Source organism: Bordetella genomosp. 10, assembly GCF_002261225.1.
GTDB lineage: Bacteria > Pseudomonadota > Gammaproteobacteria > Burkholderiales > Burkholderiaceae_B > Bordetella_C.
Genome location: NZ_NEVM01000005.1, coordinates 2,322,359 through 2,340,652, shown reverse-complemented (window position 1 = coordinate 2,340,652; position 18,294 = coordinate 2,322,359). Strand labels below are relative to the sequence as shown.

16 protein-coding genes are annotated in these 18,294 nt (G+C 69.5%); 13 read left to right on the top strand and 3 right to left on the bottom strand.

Going from position 1 to position 18,294, the window contains the following annotated elements; all coding sequences use genetic code 11:
• The first annotated feature begins 22 nt into the window (after positions 1-22).
• The 6 genes from CAL29_RS26605 to CAL29_RS26580 all read left to right on the top strand — a co-directional run bounded on the left by CAL29_RS26605 (position 23) and on the right by CAL29_RS26580 (position 6,121).
• Positions 23-1,690: a methyl-accepting chemotaxis protein gene (locus CAL29_RS26605; RefSeq protein ID WP_094855905.1), complete on the top strand. Its 1,668-nt coding sequence runs from the start codon at positions 23-25 to the stop codon at positions 1,688-1,690.
• A 15-nt stretch (positions 1,691-1,705) separates the two neighbouring features.
• A complete protein-coding gene (locus tag CAL29_RS26600) occupies positions 1,706-2,287 on the top strand; it encodes a chemotaxis protein CheW (RefSeq protein WP_094855904.1) in 582 nt (193 codons plus the stop codon).
• A gap of 13 nt (positions 2,288-2,300) precedes the next feature.
• Positions 2,301-3,563: an EAL domain-containing response regulator gene (locus tag CAL29_RS26595; RefSeq protein WP_094855903.1), complete on the top strand. Its 1,263-nt coding sequence runs from the start codon at positions 2,301-2,303 to the stop codon at positions 3,561-3,563.
• 78 nt (positions 3,564-3,641) lie between these two features.
• The gene (locus CAL29_RS26590; RefSeq protein WP_094855902.1) at positions 3,642-4,466 is read left to right on the top strand and encodes a CheR family methyltransferase; all 825 of its coding nucleotides are present in this window, start codon (positions 3,642-3,644) and stop codon (positions 4,464-4,466) included.
• A gap of 2 nt (positions 4,467-4,468) precedes the next feature.
• Complete coding sequence (locus CAL29_RS26585) at positions 4,469-5,035, top strand: chemotaxis protein CheD (protein WP_179284197.1); 567 nt, start codon at positions 4,469-4,471, stop codon at positions 5,033-5,035.
• 9 nt (positions 5,036-5,044) lie between these two features.
• Positions 5,045-6,121, top strand: coding sequence for a protein-glutamate methylesterase/protein-glutamine glutaminase (locus CAL29_RS26580; protein WP_094855901.1), 1,077 nt, complete (start codon positions 5,045-5,047; stop codon positions 6,119-6,121).
• Between the two features lie 11 nt (positions 6,122-6,132).
• On the opposite strand, the gene CAL29_RS26575 is transcribed toward CAL29_RS26580, so the two are convergent.
• Positions 6,133-8,349 (bottom strand): sensor histidine kinase, encoded by a 2,217-nt coding sequence (locus tag CAL29_RS26575; protein ID WP_179284196.1) that lies wholly within the window; start codon positions 8,347-8,349, stop codon positions 6,133-6,135.
• Positions 8,350-8,848: 499 nt separating this feature from the next.
• Here CAL29_RS26575 and CAL29_RS26570 point away from each other — a divergent pair, with 499 nt between their 5' ends.
• Genes CAL29_RS26570 through CAL29_RS26560 form a run of 3 tightly spaced genes read left to right on the top strand, consistent with a single transcriptional unit; the run spans position 8,849 to position 12,659 of the window.
• The gene (locus CAL29_RS26570; protein ID WP_094855899.1) at positions 8,849-9,367 is read left to right on the top strand and encodes a (2Fe-2S)-binding protein; all 519 of its coding nucleotides are present in this window, start codon (positions 8,849-8,851) and stop codon (positions 9,365-9,367) included.
• Between the two features lie 10 nt (positions 9,368-9,377).
• Positions 9,378-10,406 carry an FAD binding domain-containing protein gene (locus CAL29_RS26565; RefSeq protein WP_094855898.1) on the top strand — a complete coding sequence of 343 codons (1,029 nt, stop codon included), beginning with the start codon at positions 9,378-9,380 and terminating at the stop codon, positions 10,404-10,406.
• Between the two features lie 12 nt (positions 10,407-10,418).
• Positions 10,419-12,659: a xanthine dehydrogenase family protein molybdopterin-binding subunit gene (locus tag CAL29_RS26560; RefSeq protein ID WP_094855897.1), complete on the top strand. Its 2,241-nt coding sequence runs from the start codon at positions 10,419-10,421 to the stop codon at positions 12,657-12,659.
• Positions 12,660-12,671: 12 nt separating this feature from the next.
• Here the strand turns inward: CAL29_RS26560 and CAL29_RS26555 are convergent, their stop codons facing one another.
• Both CAL29_RS26555 and CAL29_RS26550 read right to left on the bottom strand, forming a co-directional pair.
• Positions 12,672-13,700: an aldo/keto reductase gene (locus CAL29_RS26555; protein ID WP_094855896.1), complete on the bottom strand. Its 1,029-nt coding sequence runs from the start codon at positions 13,698-13,700 to the stop codon at positions 12,672-12,674.
• Between the two features lie 176 nt (positions 13,701-13,876).
• Positions 13,877-14,113, bottom strand: a complete 237-nt coding sequence (locus CAL29_RS26550) for a hypothetical protein (protein WP_143277748.1) — start codon at positions 14,111-14,113, stop codon at positions 13,877-13,879.
• 331 nt (positions 14,114-14,444) lie between these two features.
• Here CAL29_RS26550 and CAL29_RS26545 point away from each other — a divergent pair, with 331 nt between their 5' ends.
• The 4 genes from CAL29_RS26545 (at position 14,445) to CAL29_RS26530 (ending at position 18,266) form a co-directional block, all read left to right on the top strand.
• Positions 14,445-15,386 (top strand): NUDIX hydrolase, encoded by a 942-nt coding sequence (locus CAL29_RS26545; RefSeq protein ID WP_094855894.1) that lies wholly within the window; start codon positions 14,445-14,447, stop codon positions 15,384-15,386.
• Positions 15,387-15,704: 318 nt separating this feature from the next.
• On the top strand, positions 15,705-16,604 hold the full coding sequence (gene nadC / locus CAL29_RS26540) for a carboxylating nicotinate-nucleotide diphosphorylase (RefSeq protein WP_094855893.1): 900 nt from the start codon (positions 15,705-15,707) through the stop codon (positions 16,602-16,604).
• Between the two features lie 58 nt (positions 16,605-16,662).
• Positions 16,663-17,754 (top strand): tripartite tricarboxylate transporter substrate binding protein, encoded by a 1,092-nt coding sequence (locus CAL29_RS26535; RefSeq protein ID WP_094855892.1) that lies wholly within the window; start codon positions 16,663-16,665, stop codon positions 17,752-17,754.
• Between the two features lie 116 nt (positions 17,755-17,870).
• Positions 17,871-18,266 (top strand): OsmC family protein, encoded by a 396-nt coding sequence (locus CAL29_RS26530; RefSeq protein WP_094856932.1) that lies wholly within the window; start codon positions 17,871-17,873, stop codon positions 18,264-18,266.
• Positions 18,267-18,294: the final 28 nt, after the last annotated feature.

The following is an 18,294-nucleotide window of genomic DNA, read 5'->3' as shown; positions in this document are numbered from 1 at the left end:
ATTCAGATCTAGGAGTACGGCAATGTTCGGGAATATGAAAGTCGCCACGCGGTTGGCGTTGGGATTCGGGGTGGTGATCATCCTGCTCGTGGCCATTTCGATCCTCAGCCTGCATCGGCTGGAGAAGATCAAGGACGGCCTGGCCATCGTGACGCTGGACCGTTATCCCAAGATCGCCATGCTCAACGAGAACGTGCAGCGCACCATCGACGACGGCCGCGTGCTGCGCGGCATGCTGCTGGCGACCGACGCCGCGGAGCTGGAGGCCCAGAAGAAGCGCCTGGCCGAAAACATGAGCGTCAGCCAGGCCAACATGGAAAAGCTGCAGAAGGCCATCGTCGACGAGGACGCGGCCAAGCTGGTGAAGAACGCCCAGGACATGCGCCGCGGCGTGGACCAGAACGTGGAGCGTTTCATGGCGCTGTACGCGCAGGACAAGGAAGCCGCCGCGGCGTTCCTGAAGAGCAACGTGCTGGCCGCCAACACGGCGTCCGAGAACGCACTGCGCGCCTTGCTCGCCCGCCAGGTCCAGTTGATGGACCAGACCAATGCCGAAGGCGACGCGATGTACGCCGAGACCCGCATGCTGGTCCTGAGCATGGCCGTCGCGGCGGTCGTCCTGGCCATCCTGATCGCCCTGTTCATCACGCGCGGCCTGATCAAGCTGCTGGGCGGCGAGCCGGGCTACGCGGCCGGCATCCTCAAGCAGGTGGCCGAGGGCGACCTGTCGGTGGACGTGCGCACCCGCAAGAACGATTCCTCCAGCATGATGTGGGCGGTCAAGAACATGGTCGGCCGCCTGTCGCAGGTGGTGACCGAGGTCAACAGCAGCGCCGAGGCGCTGGCCGGCGCCTCCGAGGAAGTCAGCGCCACCGCGCAATCGCTCAGCCAGGCCTCCAGCGAGCAGGCGGCCGGCGTGGAGGAGACCAGCGCCTCCATCGAGCAGATGACCGCCTCCATCGCCCAGAACACCGAGAACGCCAAGGTCACCGACGGCATGGCCACCAAGGCCGCGGCCGAGGCGGCCGAGGGCGGCGAGGCCGTGGCTTCCACCGTGACGGCCATGAAGCAGATCGCCCAGAAGATCGGCATCATCGACGACATCGCCTACCAGACCAATCTGCTGGCCCTGAACGCGGCCATCGAGGCGGCGCGCGCCGGCGAGCACGGCAAGGGCTTCGCCGTCGTGGCCGCCGAAGTGCGCAAGCTGGCCGAGCGCAGCCAGGTGGCGGCGCAGGAGATCGGCGACGTCGCCGGTTCCAGCGTGGACCTGGCCGAGCGCGCCGGCCGCCTGCTGGAGCAGATGGTGCCGAACATCCGCAAGACCTCCGACCTGGTGCAGGAGATCACGGCGGCGTCCGAGGAACAGTCCTCCGGCGTGAGCCAGATCAACGCGGCGGTCGGCCAATTGAGCCAGACCACGCAGCAGAACGCCTCCAGTTCCGAGGAACTGGCGGCGACCGCCGAGGAAATGAGCTCGCAGGCCGAACAACTGCAGCAGGCCATGGCCTTCTTCAAGCTCAGCGGTCGGGCCGCCGGCGCGCCCCAGGCGCGCCACAAGGCGGCGACGGCGGTCAAGCGCGGCGCGGCGCCGAAGCCGGCGCGCGACGCGCTGGAGGCCGATGCCGGCGCCACGCTGGCGTTTGCCGGCGTCGACGTGCCGGACGAGTCGCAGTTCGGCCGCTATTGATCGCGGAGGGCTGTCATGAATGAGCTGTCCCTGGCGGGCACGCCGGCGTCACCGGCGGAGTCATCGCAATACCTGACCTTCATGCTGGGCGGCGAAATGTTCGCCATCGGCATCCTGTCGATCAAGGAAATCATCGAGTACCACGACCTGACCGTGGTGCCGATGATGCCGCCCTCCATCCGCGGCGTGATCAACCTGCGCGGCGCCGTGGTGCCGGTCATCGACCTGCAGGCGCGCTTCGGCCGCGCGGCGGCGCCCGTGACCAAGCGCACGTGCATCGTCATCGTCGAGGTCGACGAGCCCGAGGGCGGCCGCCAGGTGGCGGGCGTCGTGGTGGACACGGTCAGCGAGGTGCTGGATATCGCCGCCGCCGACATCGAGCCGCCGCCCCTGTTCGGCGCCGGCGTGCGCAGCGATTTCATCGCCGGCGTGGGCAAGGTGCGCGGCCGCTTCGTCATCCTGCTGGCGGTGGGGCGGATATTGGCCCTGGAGGCCTTGCCCGACGCCGCGACGCTGGCCGAGGCCGCCGCCCTGCCGGGCGGCGCGCACCAGGCCCAGTCCCTGCTGCCGCGCGATCCGTCGACGACGGCGGGTTGATCGGGCCGAGAGCATGTTGCCTACGCTGCGCTCCATCCTCGTGGTCGAGGACAGTCCGTCCCAGCGCCGCCATACGGTGGCGCTGTGCCGCGAGCTGGGCATCGCCTCCGTCCACGAGGCCCGCGACGGCGAGGAAGCGCTGGCCGTGCTCGACGCCGCGCGGCCCTTGCCCCAGGTCATCGTGGTCGACATCGAAATGCGCGGCATGGACGGCGTCGAACTGATCGAGCAACTGCGCATCCGCAACGTCCAGGCCGACCTGGTCATCGCCTCCGGCCGCGAAAGCGCGATGATCGATTCCGTGGTCGCCATCGCCCTGGACATGGGCTTCAACGTGCTGGCCGGCCTGGAGAAGCCCGTCACGCGGGAAGCCCTGAGCCATGCGCTGGACGCGCACGGCGTACTGGCGCGTCCGCGCCGCGGCGTCCTGGCCGGCGAGGCGGCGCCGATTCCGCCCGAGATGCTGGAGGCGGCCCTGGCCCAGGGCCAGATCCACGTGGAGTACCAGCCCAAGGTCGACATGAATACCGGCCTGGTGCGCGGCGTGGAGGCGCTGGCCCGCTGGCGCCATCCCCAGTTGGGCGAGGTGTCGCCGGCGCGCTTCATTCCCTTGGCGGAGCAGTATGGCCTGATCCAGCCGCTGACCTTCACGGTGATGGAGCAGGCCCTGACCCAGGCCGCCAGTTGGAACAGCCGCGGCCTGCGCCTGACGCTGTCGATCAATCTCTCGCCGCTGCTGCTGGATTGGCCGGGGCTGGCGCGCGACATCATGGCCGTGGTGCACCGCTTTCACGTGCCGACGGAACAGGTGAGTTTCGAAATCACCGAAAGCTCGCTGGTCGATCCGGGCGGCCACGCGCGGGGGCTGCTGGCGCGGCTGCGCTTGCGCGGCTTCGGCTTGTCCATCGACGACTACGGCACCGGCTTCTCGTCCATGCAGCAACTGGCGCGCATTCCCTTCACCGAATTGAAGATAGACCGCAGCTTCGTGCACGGCGCCATCAAGCGCAAGAATCTGCGCGTGATCCTCAAGGCGGCCATCGACATGGCGCAGCAGATGGGACTGGTGTCGACCGCCGAGGGCATCGAGAACGAAGAGGACTGGCAGTTGCTGCGCGAACTGGGCTGCATGGTGGGGCAGGGATATTTCATCGCCCGTCCCATGGCCGGCAGCGCCGTGCCCGGCTGGCTGAAGCAGCACCGGCACCGGGTCGACGGCCTGCGCGAGGGCCTGTGGCGCGGCGCGCGCGATGGCGGCGACGCCGCCGCATCCTGAGCGCCCGTCCTGTTTTTCCACGCTTTTTCCCACCCACCTCCAAGCCACCTACTTCCAAGCCCACCCATCGTGTCCCGCATGTACGCCATTTCCGACCAGGAGTTCGCCAATTTCCAGCGCTTCATCTTCGAGGCCGCCGGAATCAGCCTGTCGCCGGCCAAGAAGGCGCTGGTCTGCGGCCGTTTGGCCAAGCGGCTGGAGGCGCGCCGCCTGGACAGCTACGGGGCCTATTTCTCCTTGCTGCGGCGCGACGGGGAAGCGCAGGAAACCCAGTTGGCGATCGACCTGCTGACCACCAACGAAACCTATTTCTTCCGCGAGCCGCGCCACTTCGAGGTGCTGGCGCGCGAGGCGCGCGATGATGGCGGGCAGGAAAAAGGACAGCGGCCGCGCCCGACGCTGCCTTACCGCGTCTGGAGCGCCGCCAGTTCCACCGGCGAGGAGGCCTACACCATCGCCATGGTGCTGGACGACTGCCTGCAAGGGCGGCCTTTCGAAGTGGTCGGCACCGACATCAGCATGCGCGTGCTGGCGCGCGCGCGCACCGGGCATTATCCGGAACAGCGCGGACGGCAGATCCCGCCGGCCATGCTGAAGCGCTATTGCCTGAAGGGACTGGGCCCGCAGGCCGGGACCTTCCTGGTCGACCGCGCCTTGCGCCGGAACGTGCGCTTCGACCACGCCAACCTGAACGCCGCGCTGCCGGAACTGGGGCTGTTCGACGCGGTCTTCCTGCGCAACGTGATGATCTACTTCAACGGCGAGACCAAGCGCCAGGTGGTCGAGCGCGTCCTGTCCCGGCTCAAGCGCGGGGGCCTCTTGTTCGTGGGCCATTCGGAAAGCCTGCACGGTTTCGACGCCGCGGTGGCGCCGATGATGCCGTCCGTCTATCGCAAGGCCTGAGCATGCTGGAACGACCCCTCGCCTGGCGCGTGCCGCGCCCTCCCGTCGCCGGCGCCGTCGCGCCGCCGGTGGAGGAGCCGCGCATCGACGTATTCCTGCAACCGGGCGACTACTTCGTCGGCGACGCCGAATTCCGGGTGCGCACCATCCTCGGCTCCTGCGTGTCCATCACCCTGTGGCATCCGCGCCGCCGCGAGGGGGCGATGTCGCATTTCCTGCTGGCCTCGCGGCCGCGGCACGGCAATGCGCCGCTGGACGGCCGCTACGGGGCGGAAGTGGTGCAGCTCATGCTGCAGGAGCTGGAGCAGAAAGGCATCCGCGTGCGCGAGTGCGAGGCCAAGATCTTCGGCGGCGGCAATATGTTCCCCGGCAGGCGGCACCCCCACGTGGGGGATATCGGCCGCCGCAACGGCGAGGCCGCGCGCAAGCTGCTGCGGCAGCGCGGCATCTCGGTGCGTTCCGAGCATCTGTTCGGCAGCGGCCACCGGCAAGTCATTTTCAATATCGCAACCGGCGACGTCTGGGTGAGGCAGGTCTCGCCCCTGGCGCCGGCACGCGCGACGATGTAGGACCCAGTCATGTCTATCATCAACGTCATGGTCATCGACGATTCCGCCGTGGTGCGGCAGGTGCTGGCGGGCGTGCTGAACGAAGCGCCCGACCTCGCCGTCAGCCACGCGGTGGCCGATCCGCTGCTCGCCATCGAGCGCCTGAGACAGGCGGGGCAAGCCTGGCCAGACGTCATCGTGCTCGACATCGAGATGCCGCGCATGGATGGCCTGACCTTCCTGCGGCTGCTCATGCAGGAGCGTCCCACGCCGGTGGTGATCTGTTCGACGCTGACCGAGAAAGGGGCGCGCACGTCGATCGACGCGCTGGCGGCGGGCGCCGTGGCCATCGTCACCAAGCCCAAGCTGGGCCTGCGGCAATTCCTGGTCGAGGCGGCCAGCGAACTGATCGCCACGGTGCGCGGCGCGGCGCGGGCGCGCGCGCGTCCGGGGGTGCCCGTGCCGGCGCCGCCGCCGCCCAAGCTCAGCGCCGATGCCGTGCTGCCGCCGCAACAGGCGCGCGCCATGGCGCAGACCACCGAGCGGGTCGTCGCCATCGGCACCTCCACCGGCGGCACGCAGGCGCTGGAGGAAGTGCTGACCGGCCTGCCGCGGGTGTGCCCCGGCCTGGTCATCGTGCAGCACATGCCGGAGAAGTTCACCGCGGCCTTCGCCGCGCGGCTGGACGGCATATGCCGCATCAGCGTCAAGGAAGCGCAGCCGAACGACCGCGTGATGCCCGGTTGCGCGCTGATCGCGCCCGGCGGGCGGCACATGGTGCTCAAGCGCAGCGGCGCGCAATACTACGTGGACGTGCTGGACGGTCCGCTGGTCAATCGCCATCGCCCGTCGGTCGACGTGCTGTTCCGCTCGGTCGCCCGCCATGCCGGCGCCAACGCCCTGGGCATCATCATGACCGGCATGGGCGACGACGGCGCGGCCGGCCTGCTCGAAATGCGCACGGCCGGCGCCCGCACGCTGGCGCAGGACGAGGAAAGCTGCGTGGTCTTCGGCATGCCCAAGGAGGCCATCAAGCGCGGCGCCGTGGAGCGCACCGTGGCCTTGTCGGCGATAGGCCGGGAGATCCAGGGCCTGGCCGGCCGTTGACGCTGTCCGCGCTAAGTGCCGGTGGGCCGCAGGCTCCTGGCATTCGCGGACGACGCGTCGTGGGACGCGGCCGCCAGGCGTTCGATGGTGGACAGGTCCAGTTCCTCCAACGCGGCGTCCACGCGCTGGATGAAGGCCTCGCATTCCGGATGGCTGGCGCGCGCCCGCCGCAGCCACCCGCGCAATTCGCTGACCTCGCCGTCGCGCGCCAGCCGCGCCAGCGACTGTCGCGCCGCCAGCGGCGGCAGCGTCAAGGCGGTTTCGAGGAAACGGGTCGGCGGCGCCACGCTGACCGGCGACATGGAGACCAGGGTCTGGTCCACGCCCGGCACGTCGATGCTGAAGCTGAAGCGCGCGCCGTCGCCGGGCACGCTGGACAAGGTCAGGCTGCTGCCCATGCCGCGCACGATGTGGTCGGCGATGAACAGGCCCAGGCCGACGCCGCCGTGTTCGCTGCGCAACTGCTTGAAGGCGCTGAAGAGTTCCGCCTGGCGCTCCAGGGGAACGCCGGGACCGTTGTCGGCGACCATGAACTCCAGTATCCAGCGATCGTTGCGCCGCAGCGAGGTGACGCATAGCGATACCCGGCCGTCGCGGGTGAACTTGGCCGCGTTGTCCAGCAGGTTCAACAGCACCTGCCGCAGCCTGCCCGCGTCGATCATCACGCTGCCGGGCAGGCTGGCCGGCGGCAGGAAATGGAAGGCGTTGCGCTTGGGGGCGCAGAAGGCCACCGCGTGGCCGATGACCTCGCTCAGCAACTGGGTCGGCGACGCCGGCGCCGGCACCAGCTCCAGCGGCTGGGTCTGGCCGCGGGCAAAGGCGAGCACTTCGTCGACAAGCTGGAATTGATGGTGCAGGCTGCGTTCGATGACGTCCAGGTGGGATTGCTGTTCCGGCGTCGCGGCGTCCCGCACCAGGCGCATATAGTTCGCGATGGTGGCCAACGGCGCGCGCAGGTCGTGGCTGATATAGCCCAGCAACTGATCCTGCTGCCGGCTCTTCTGCGTGGCCTGCTGCAACGCCTGGTCCAGCGCGGCGGTCTGCATCTGCACCTGCATGCGCACCTTGGCGCGGTCGCGCGGTCCCATGTCCATGGACTCGCGGTCGCGCCGGGACAGCCGGTTCGACCATGCGGCGAGCATGGCCAGGGTCGACGCCAGCGCCAGCAGCAGCACGGCCGATATCGCATTGGCCCCGAGTTCGGGGTAGGGCGCCAGATGGGATTGCAGGCCGCGCAGGCTGGCCGTATGCAGCAGCGTGTGGCACAGCAGCAAGGTGGCGGCGGCGCCGAACAGGCGCGCCATGGGCAAGGCGCGGCGCGGCAGGAAGGGCAGTACGCCCAGCAGGCCGGCGCCCACCACCGCGCCGATGGCGGTCAGCAGCACCGAAACCGTATACAGGTCCATGGTCCACGACGCCGCCAGCAGGCCGGCCAGCAGGGCCAGCACCATGTCCACCGCCAGCATGCCGCCGGCCAGCAGCGGGTCGCGCCGCGCCACGCTGCGCAGGAACAGGACGAACAGCACCATGCCGATGCTGCCCAGCACCAGTTCGGCGCGGCTGCCCCAGCCGGCCGCGTCGGGCCAGAACATGGCCTGGGCCTCGCCGCGCACGGCCGCTTCGTACAGCGCTTCCGTGGCGGCCAGCATACCCAGGTAGACATAGGGCAGGCGTTGCGTGATGCAGCCTATCAGGACGGCGCACCAGGCCAGGGCCGCCAGGCCGCCGATCAGCGCGGCATCCCAGGCCAGCGCGATCGACTTGGTCCGCGCATGGCGTTCGGCCGATTCGAGCACCGGCATGACGGTGTCGGGCAGGGCATTTCGCACGCTGATGTAGACGCGCGCCCGGGCCCCGGGCGGGAGGACGAACTGCTTGCCGTTGCGGCCGCCGCCGTCGGTGTGCGCGCTCAGCGGGATGGCGCTGCCGGAGCGTTCCCGCGTCCAGGCGCCGCCGAGCTCCATGTTGACTTCCACCTCGTCCGTGTCGGTGGAGGCGGGGATCAGCGAGAGCCGCTGGGAGACGCCGGAGTCGTTGTGGATGGTCAGCGCCAGCCAGCGCGTGGCCTGCGCGGGCTGTGGCTGCAAGTGGCGGTTGGCGCGCTGGAAGATGGCCGGGGACGAATGCGTCATGGCCAGGACGTCGGATAGCCGCAGGCGGCCCGACATATCGTCATAGACGTCGATGTAGGGGGCCAGGTCGATGGGCCGATGCGGGGAGGCGCTCAAGCGCAGGTCGCCCGCCCATGCCGTCGCGGTGCATAAGAGCGCCGACAGTAGGAACGCCAACCTGCAGAGGAGTGCTTGGATTCGCATGGTGATCTGGCGCGGCGCGGAGGCAGGGAACAGCGCGACAGGGCCACGCTGCAGGCGCTGATCGCAGGACTACTCGGCGCAACGGGCTACTACGGGCGATGTAGGGAATAGTAGTGAACTTAAATAATTATTTCAATCGAACCTTAACAGAAATGTTGCTAATAATCGTAAACGAAAGTTGTGTACAAATCCCGATTTGACGGCCGCGGACAGCGCCTTGGGCAGCCTCTGTTCGCGCCGGGACAAGGGGAAATTGCGCCGGGGACCCAGTCGACGGGGACATGTTGCCGGCATGGGCCGCGAACCTGCGCCAGCGCGGCCGCCCTCTGGGCGCGGCCGGCTTTCCTGGCATGCGGCTTGCCGTCGCGTGGCGAATGTGTCCGCACGGTTCCCTCATTCCCAGGAGATTTCCATGGCTGCCGATGCCCCCTGTCCCCTCTCGCCGGACGCGCCGCAGGAAGCGCCCGGCCTCGTATCGACGAAGTTACTCATCAACGGCGTGCCGCACGACCTGGCGCTGGACCCGCGCACGACCCTCCTGGACGCGTTGCGCGACCACGTGCGCCTGACCGGCACCAAGAAGGGCTGCGATCACGGACAGTGCGGGGCCTGTACGGTCCATGTCAACGGCCGCCGCGTGAACGCCTGCCTGGCGCTGGCGATTGCCCACGAAGGCGACGCGATCACCACCATCGAAGGGCTGGGCGGGCCGGATTGCCTGCACCCGATGCAGCAGGCTTTCGTCGAGCATGACGGCTACCAGTGCGGCTATTGCACCTCGGGCCAGATCATGTCGGCGGTGGCGCTGCTGGAAGAACCCTGGGGCCCGGACGACGCCGAGGTGCGGGAGGCGATGAGCGGCAACATCTGCCGCTGCGGCGCCTACGGCAACATCGTCGCCGCCATCCAGGACGTGCGCCGCAAGGCGTGAGGAGACGGCCATGCAGACCTTTCAATTCCTGCGGGCCGCCGACGTCGCGGACGCGGTGCGGGCCGGCGGCGGCGCGGCGATGCCCGGGCCGGGCGCGCGGGTGCGTTTCCTGGCGGGCGGCACCACCCTGGTCGACCTGATGAAACTGGACGTCGAACAGCCCGAGTACGTGGTCGACATCAACCGGCTGCCGCTGGCCGGCGTCGAGTCCACGGATGGCGGCGGGCTGCGCATCGGCGCGCTGGTGCGCAACGCCGACCTGGCGCGCCATCCCACGGTCGAACGCGATTACGCCGTGCTGTCGCAGGCCTTGCTGGCCGGCGCTTCCGCGCAGTTGCGCAATATGGCGACGACCGGCGGCAACCTGCTGCAGCGCACGCGCTGCGTTTACTTCCGCGATCCGGTCTCGCCGTGCAACAAGCGCGTTCCCGGCAGCGGCTGTCCGGCCATCCAGGGATATCACCGCAACCTGGCCGTCCTGGGGACCAGCGCGCACTGCATCGCCAGCAATCCGTCCGATATGAACGTCGCCTTGATGGCGCTGGAAGCCGGCATCGAGATCGAGGGCGGAGAGGGCGCGCGCACGGTGCCCATCGGCGAGTTCTTTTGCCTGCCGGGCGACACGCCGCAGCGCGAGACGGTGCTGCGGCCGGGCGAGCTGGTGACGCACGTCACGCTGCCGCCGCCACGGCCGGGCAGCCGCTCGGTCTACCTGAAGCTGCGCGATCGCGCCTCCTACGAGTTCGCCCTGGCCTCGGCCGCCGTCGTGCTGGGCATCGACGGCGACGGGCGCATCGACCACGCGCGCGTGGCGCTGGGCGGCGTCGGCGCCCGGCCCTGGCGCGCGCCGGAGGCCGAGGCGGCGCTGCGGGGAGAGACGGCCGGCGAGGAGGTTTTCCGCGCGGCCGCCGATGCCGCGCTGCGCGATGCCCGGCCCCGGTCCGGGAATGGTTTCAAGGTCGAACTGGCGCGGCGCTGCCTGGCGCATGCCTTGCGGCAGGCGGCGGCGCCTGCCGCGTCCGCCGCCCCACGAGGATAAGGAGAGGCTGTTATGTCCACCGTTGCAGAGCAACCCACACGCCAGCCGCCGGCGGCGGCCGGTTTCGCCGTCATCGGCAAGGCGGTCAGCCGCGTCGACGGGCCCCTGAAGGTCAGCGGCGAGGCGAAGTACACCGCCGATTTCCATTTTCCCGGCATGCGTTATGCCGTGCCCGTGTGCAGCACCGTGGCCCATGGCCGTATCGAGGCGCTGGACACGGCGCGCGCCGAGGCGATGCCGGGCGTGCGCCTGGTCCTGCATCGCGGCAATATCGGCCCCGTGTACCGCATGCAGGGCGCCATGGTGGACGAGAGCCGTCCGCCCTTCGCCGACGACGAGATCCGCTATTACGGGCAGTACGTGGCCCTGGTGGTGGCCGATACCTTCGAGCAGGCCAGCGCGGCGGCGGCCGCCGTCCAGGCGCGCTATGCCGCGTCGGCGCCGGACGTCGATCCGCATCTGGACAGCAAGGATGCGCCCAAGGTCGAAAGCGAACGGGGCGACGCGGCCGCCGCCTACGAGGCCGCGCCGGTGCGCATCGACCAGACCTACGCCACGCCGGTGGAAACCCACAATCCCATCGAGCTGCACGCCACCGTCGCCGTGTGGGACGGCGAGGCCTATACCCTGTACGAGACCTCGCAAGCCGTGGTCAACCACAAGGCCGTGATGACGCAGATGCTGGGGACCAGCAAGGACAAGGTGCGCGTGATCACGCGCTTCCTGGGCTCCGGCTTCGGCGGCAAGCTATGGCCCTGGCCGCATTCGGCGCTGGCGGCCTGCGCCGCGCGCCAACTGGGCTTGCCGGTCAAGCTGGTGCTGTCGCGTCCCATGATGTTCCAGAGCGTGGGGCACCGGCCGCGCACGCAGCAGCGCATGCGCCTGGGCGCCGACCGCGACGGCAGGCTGCTGTCCTTGCGGCAGGACTACCTGAACCATACGTCCATCCTCGACGATTACCAGGAGAATTGCGCGGAGGCGACGCCGCACATGTACAGCACGGCCAACCTGCGCGTCACCTCGGGCCTGGCGCGGCGGCACGTGGGGACGCCCACCTCGATGCGAGGACCGGGCGCGGTGCCGGGGCTTTATGCGCTGGAATCCGCCATGGACGAGTTGGCGCTGGCCCTGGACATGGACCCGGTGGAACTGCGCCTGCGCAACGAGCCGGATCACGACGAGGGCAACGGCCTGCCGTTTTCTTCGCGCCACCTGGTGGAAAGCGTGCGCGTGGGCGCCGAGCGCTTCGGCTGGTCGCGGCGCGATCCGGCCGTCGGCTCGATGCGGCGCGACGGCGCCATCCTCGGTTGGGGCATGGCCTCCTGTTCCTGGCTGGGCGCGCGCCAGCCCGCCCAGGCCAGCGTGGCGCTGCGCGCCGACGGGACGGCGCGGGTGGCCTGCGCCACGCAGGACCTGGGCACGGGCACCTACACCGTCATGGCGCAACTGGTCAGCGAGGCGACCGGCATACCCCTGGATCGCATCGAGGTCGTGCTGGGCGACACATCGCTGCCGGACGGGCCCATATCGGGCGGCTCCACGGTGACGGCCTCGGTCATCCCCGCCGTGCTGCAGGCCACCCGCGCGGCCGTCAAGCGATTGCTCAAGACGGCCGCCAAGACCAAGGCCTATGCCGGCCGCAAGCCGGAGACGCTGGCCTTCAGCGCGGGCCGCGTCCATCCGAAGGATGCCGATGCGGCGGCGGGCGTGCCCTATGGCGAGATCGTCGCCGCCGCGGGCCTGAGCGCGGTCACGGCCGACGCCAATGCCGCGGAGGGCGGCTTCAGCGGCGATCCCCTGAAGGAGAAATGGTCCATCAACTCCTACGGCGCGCATTTCGCCGAGGTGATGTGGTGGCCCGAAATCGCCCGCCTGCGCGTGAGCCGCGTGGTCACGGTGATCGACGCGGGCCGCATGCTCAATCCGCGCGCGGCCCGCAACCAGATCGAAGGCGCGGTGGTCATGGGCGTGGGCATGGCGCTGTTCGAGCACACGATCTACGATCCGGCCACCGGCGCGCCGGTGAACCGCAACCTGGCCGACTACGTCATGGCCACGCATGCCGACAGCCCGGAGATCGACGTGACCTTTCTCGATTATCCCGATCCCGTGCTCAACGAGCTGGGCGCGCGCGGCGTCGGCGAAATCGGCCTGGCGGGCACGGCGGCGGCCATCGGCAATGCCGTTTACCACGCCACCGGCGTGCGCAAGCGGGAGCTGCCGATTCTTATCGAGGACCTGCTGCCCGCCTGATGGCGCCGCGCCTTATTCCGTCGGGAAAGGATTGCGCTCGGCGAAGCCGGCCTGGTGCCAGTAGGGATAGGCGCGTTCCACCTTGCTGGCGGCATCCAGCTTCGCCACCTGTTCGGCGCTCAGGTTCCAGCCCACCGCGCCCAGGTTCGCCCGCAACTGGGTTTCGTCGCGCGCGCCGATCAGCACGGTGCTGACCGTGGGCCGTTGCAGCAGCCAGTTCAGCGCGATCTGCGGCACGGTCTTGCCGGTTTCCTGGGCGATCTCGTCCAGCGCGTCGACGACGCGGTAGAGGCGTTCGTCGGGCACCTGCGGGCCCATGTCGGCCGTCTTGTGCAGACGGCTGGTGGCCGGCAGCGGCTGGCCGCGGCGGATCTTGCCCGTCAGGCGGCCCCAGCCCAGCGGACTCCACACCACCGCGCCCACGCCCTGGTCCAGGCCCAGCGGCATCAGTTCCCATTCATAGTCGCGGCCGATCAGCGAGTAATAGGTCTGGTTGGCCACGTAGCGCGGATAACCGTAGCGGTCGGCCGCCGCCAGCGACTTCATCAAGTGCCAGCCGGAGAAGTTGGACACGCCCGTGTAGCGGATCTTGCCGGCGCGCACCAGGGTGTCCAGCGTCGACAGCACTTCTTCCACCGGCGTCTTGGCGTCGAAGCCGTGGAACTGGAACAGGTCGATGTAGTCCGTGCCCAGGCGCTTGAGCGCGTCCTCGACCGCGCGTATCAGGTGAAAGCGCGAGGATCCCACGTTGTTCGGCGTGTCGTCGAAGCGGAAGGTCGCCTTGGTCGACAGGATGACCTGGTCGCGGCGGCCCTTGATCGCCTGGCCCAGGACTTCCTCGGAGGCGCCGCGCGAATAGATGTCGGCCGTGTCGAACATCGTCACGCCGGCTTCCAGGCAGATATCGATCAGGCGGCGCGCTTCGGCGACGTCGGTGCTGCCCCAGGCCTGGAAGAATTCGCCCTTGCCGCCGAACGTGCCGGTTCCGAAACTGAGTACGGGCACCGTGAAGCCGGACGCGCCCAAGTGTCGGTATTCCATGTAATCCACCTCGCTGGAAAAGAATCGGAGGCGGCCGCCGGACGCGGCCGCGAATCCATCATCTTCGCCGAGGGGGCGGCACGGAAAAAGAGGGACCGCTCGTTAACTGCGTTCCAGGAGCCGGAACAGTGGGCAGGGCACGCCGCGCAGCGTGCCGTCTTCACCCTGCGTCGTCTTTACCCTGCATTGCTGCGGTAGTCCAGCGCCGTCCACGCGGGCGGCGTCGGCGCGTCGGTCTCGGAAGGGGCGACCGCGGCGGCCTGATGACTGGCCGCTGAATGCCTGGCGCTATCGAGCTCGGCGGCTTGCGCCACGCCGAACAGGGACAGCGACGCGACGGCAATGGAGGAAAGCAGGGTATCGACCACCGGTTCCTGTTGACGGGCAGGGAAGGAAAGCTTCGGGTTCTGCATGATTTCACCTACAACATCTTGGGCATGCCAGGGCAGGAGGCCATCGGCACGCAAGCGTCGATTGAGTGGCGCTATAAAACATGTAGATGCGTTCATCGCGAAAATGTTCAAGGGAATTTTTTGCCGCCGGGCCGCCAAGGGAAGCCCACCCCGTACCCGCTTCGCGGGCCCCCTCGAGGGGGCGGCGTTGGCGGACCGGCGGAGCCGGCTCCGCGACGCCCGGGATGGGCATCAAGCTTGCACCCGGCTTTTCCGCTTGGGAGCGTCGGGCATATCCGGCCCCGTATAATTCCGGCACGCTGGCGCGGCCAGCTCGTACCTGTATCCGCCGATGGAAAATCCCGTTGCCGCCGAACTCGTCGCCGTGCTCGCCGCGGTAACCGATGGCCAGCCCCGCGTGCTGACCACCGAGGACGCGCGCGCGCTGCCGGCGGGGCCCTTCGAGTCGAATCACCGCTCCTTGCAGGCGGGCCTGCGCGCGTGGGTGGAAACCCAGACCCACCACCCCCTGGGCTATGTCGAGCAGCTATACACCTTCGCCGACCGCGACCGCTCGGGCCAGGGCGGCGCGCAAGTCATCTCGGTCAGCTACCTGGGCCTGACGCGCGAACCGGCGGAAACCGGCGTCGCCAGCGTGGGCTGGCAGAGCTGGTACCGCTACTTCCCGTGGGAGGACCGCCGGCAGGGGCCCGGCGCCTCGATGGCGGAGATCGTCGAGCCGCGCCTGGCCGCCTGGGTGGACCTGGCCGAGGACGCCGCCATGCGCCAGCGGCGCGCCGACCGCGCGGCGATCAGCTTCGGCCTGCACGGCGCCGCCTGGAACGAGGACATGGTGCTGCAGCGCTACGAGCTGCTGTACGAAGTGGGCCTGGTGCCCGAGGCGCACGGCGTGGCCGGCCTGCCGCCGCTGCCGCCCGCCGCGCCCTTGCCGGGCACGCCCATGCGGCACGACCATCGGCGCATCCTCGCCACCGGCATCGCGCGCCTGCGCGCCAAGATCAAGTACCGGCCGGTGGTCTTCGAGCTGATGCCCGCCGAATTCACCCTGCTGCAATTGCAGCAGGCCGTCGAAGCGCTGGCGGGACGCGGCCTGCACAAGCAGAACTTCCGCCGCCTCATCGAACAGCAGGACCTGGTCGAGGAGACGGGCGCCATGGCCAGCGGCGCCGCCGGCCGCCCCGCCAAGCTTTTCCGTTTCCGCCAGGACGTCCTGCTGGAACGCGCGATCTCCGGCAGCAAGCTGCCGCTGGCGCGCGAACTGCATCCGGTTTGAGGCCGGGGAGCGCGACTATCGCGCTCATGATCGCGGTGTCGCCCCCTTTTTGACAGCCACGCCGGACGGCAACCCGGCCCGCCGCCGTTGACAAAACGATGACACCAGACTTATGCTCAAAAAAAGCATAAATTCGCCAACCCTATCGAGACATGAACACACAGGGGCGGTTGTCTTCCCGGGCTCTCTTCGGTTCACGCACCGGCAGGCATATCGACCCGTAATAGCCGGCCCGGAAACGGGGCCTTCGCCGCTTTCCCCGCTCGTCATCCTTACTTTTCGACCGCCGCGCTTTTTTTCGGATTCTTAATACTCTATCTGAGCATAAATATCATGAACGCCGCCTCCGTCCTGGATTCCGCTTCTCTTCCCCGCACCGTCCCGCCCTTGCCCGACGTCATGCTGGAGCCGCTCGTCCGCGCCACGCTGCTGGAAGACCTGGGGCGCGCCGGCGACATCACCACCGACGCCATCGTGCCGGCCGACGCCCAGGCCCATCTGCGCCTCATGGCGCGCCAGCCGGGCGTGCTCGCGGGCCTGGACCTGGTGCGCCTGGCGCTGCGGCTGACCGACGCGCGCATCGACTTCCAGCCGGTCCTGCGCGACGGCGCGCGCTTGCAGGCGGGCAGCCATATCGCCACGCTGCGCGGGCCCGCGCGCGGCATCCTCACCGCGGAACGCACCGCGCTGAATTTCCTCTGCCACCTCAGCGGCGTGGCGACCGCCACCGCCGGCATCGCCGACGCCATCCGCCCCCATGGCGCGCGCGTCACCTGCACCCGCAAGACCATGCCCGGCCTGCGCGCCGTGCAGAAGTACGCCGTGCGGGTGGGCGGCGGCAGCAACCATCGCCACGGCCTGGACGACGCCGTCCTGATCAAGGACAACCACGTGGCCCTGGCCGGCGGCGTGCGCAACGCCATCGAGCGCGCCCGGGCGGCGGTGGGGCACATGGTGCGCATCGAACTGGAGGTCGACACCCTGGCGCAACTGGAAGAGGCCCTGTCCCTGGGCGTCGAGGTCGTGCTGCTGGACAACATGAGCCTGGACGAACTGCGCCAGGCCGTCGCCATGTGCCGGGGCCGCGCGGTCACCGAGGCGTCCGGCCGCATCACCCCGGAGACCGCGCCGGACGTGGCGGCCACGGGCGTCGACCTGATCGCCGTCGGCTGGATCACGCACAGCGCGCGCGTCCTGGATATCGGATTGGACGTCTAGCGTCCATCGATTTCATTTCAGGCACGAACCTCTGGGACACGACACGAGGAAGACCATCATGTCCATCGAACCGGATCGCACGGAAAGCGGCCCGTCGCGCAGGGTCCGCAATCGCCTGCGCGCCGCCGGCGCCTTCGCCATCGCGGCCCTGGGCCTGTCGCTGGCCGCCCTGCGGCTGGGCGTGGCCGAGCCGGCGGACGGCGCCGCGGCTGCCGCGGCCGTCGCGGCGAGCTTTCCCAAGCGCCCGATCACCATCCTGGTCACCTTTCCGCCGGGCGGCGGCACCGACCTGCTGGCGCGCCGCCTGGGCGCCGAATTGCAGCGCGAGCTGGGCCAGTCCGTCATCGTCGAGAACCGCCCGGGCGCCAGCGGCAACCTGGGCGCGCGCGCCGTCGCCGAGGCCGCGCCGGACGGCTATACGCTGCTGATGGTCAACAGCTCCTACGCCATCAACCCCGGCGTCTATCGCAACCTGCCGTTCTCGCCCAAGCACGACCTGCGCGCCGTGATCAACGTCGCCTTCGTGCCGTCGGTGCTGGTGGTGCCGGCGTCCTCGCCGCTGCATACGCTGGCGCAGGCCCTGGAGAGCGCCGGCCGGCAGGACCCCGCCGCGCCGCCCGCCGCCGTGCCGCAACTGGCCTTCGCCTCTTGCGGCAACGGCACGCCCCAGCACCTGGCCGGGGAAATGCTGCGGCGGGCCAGCGGGCGCGCCTTGCAGCACGTGCCGTATCGGGGCTGCGGGCCGGCCTTGACGGACGTGCTGTCGAACCAGGTCGGCATGGGCATCGTCACCGCGTCCAGCGCCGCGCCCTTCCTGGCTTCCGGCCGCCTGCGCGCGCTGGCGGTCACCTCGCCGCGCCGCTCGGAGTTGATGCCGGACGTGCCCACCGTGGCGGAGCAGGGCTTTCCCGGCTACACGCTGGACCAGTGGCACGGCCTGCTGGCGCCCGCCGCCACGCCCGCGCCCATCATCGCGCGCCTGAACGCGGCCGTGTCCGCCATCATGCGGCGCGAGGACGTGCAGCGCGACCTGCGCCAGCTCGGCTTCAGCCCCACGCGCAGTTCGCCGCAGGCCTTCCAGGCCCTGATCGACAGCGATATCGACCGCTTCTCCACGCTGACCGCGAGCATGGGGTTGCACGCCGATTGACGGCGCAGGCGCGTCCGTGGAGCGCGCGGCATGCCGGTATGATGGGGGCGGAAGCACACGCAAGCCTGCCCGCGGCCGCGCCCTCCGCGGCCGCCACCGTCCACATGGGAGCCGCGATGACCATACGTATCCGCCAGAATGCCTTGCAGGGCCTGCAATTCACCGCCACGGCCAACGACCACGACCTGCCCATCGACATGCCGCCGCCGGAAGGCGACGGCCCGGATCCGCATGATCTCTTCGATACCGCGCTGGGCGGATGCAAGGCGCTGACCGTCACGCTGTACGCGCGGCGCAAGGGCATCCCGCTGATGTCGATCGACGTCGACGTCCAGCGCGACGATTCGGAGGAGAGAAAGGGCGTCTACCGCCTGAAGGCCGTGCTGACGCTCAACGGCGACCTCACCGACGAACAGCGCCAGGAACTGCTGGACGTCGCCGGCCGCTGCCCCATCCACAAGCTGATGACGAAGACCGAGGTCCAGGTGTCGACGGAGCTCGCGCCGGCCTGATGGCTGGCGGCCAGTGTCGAGTCCAATG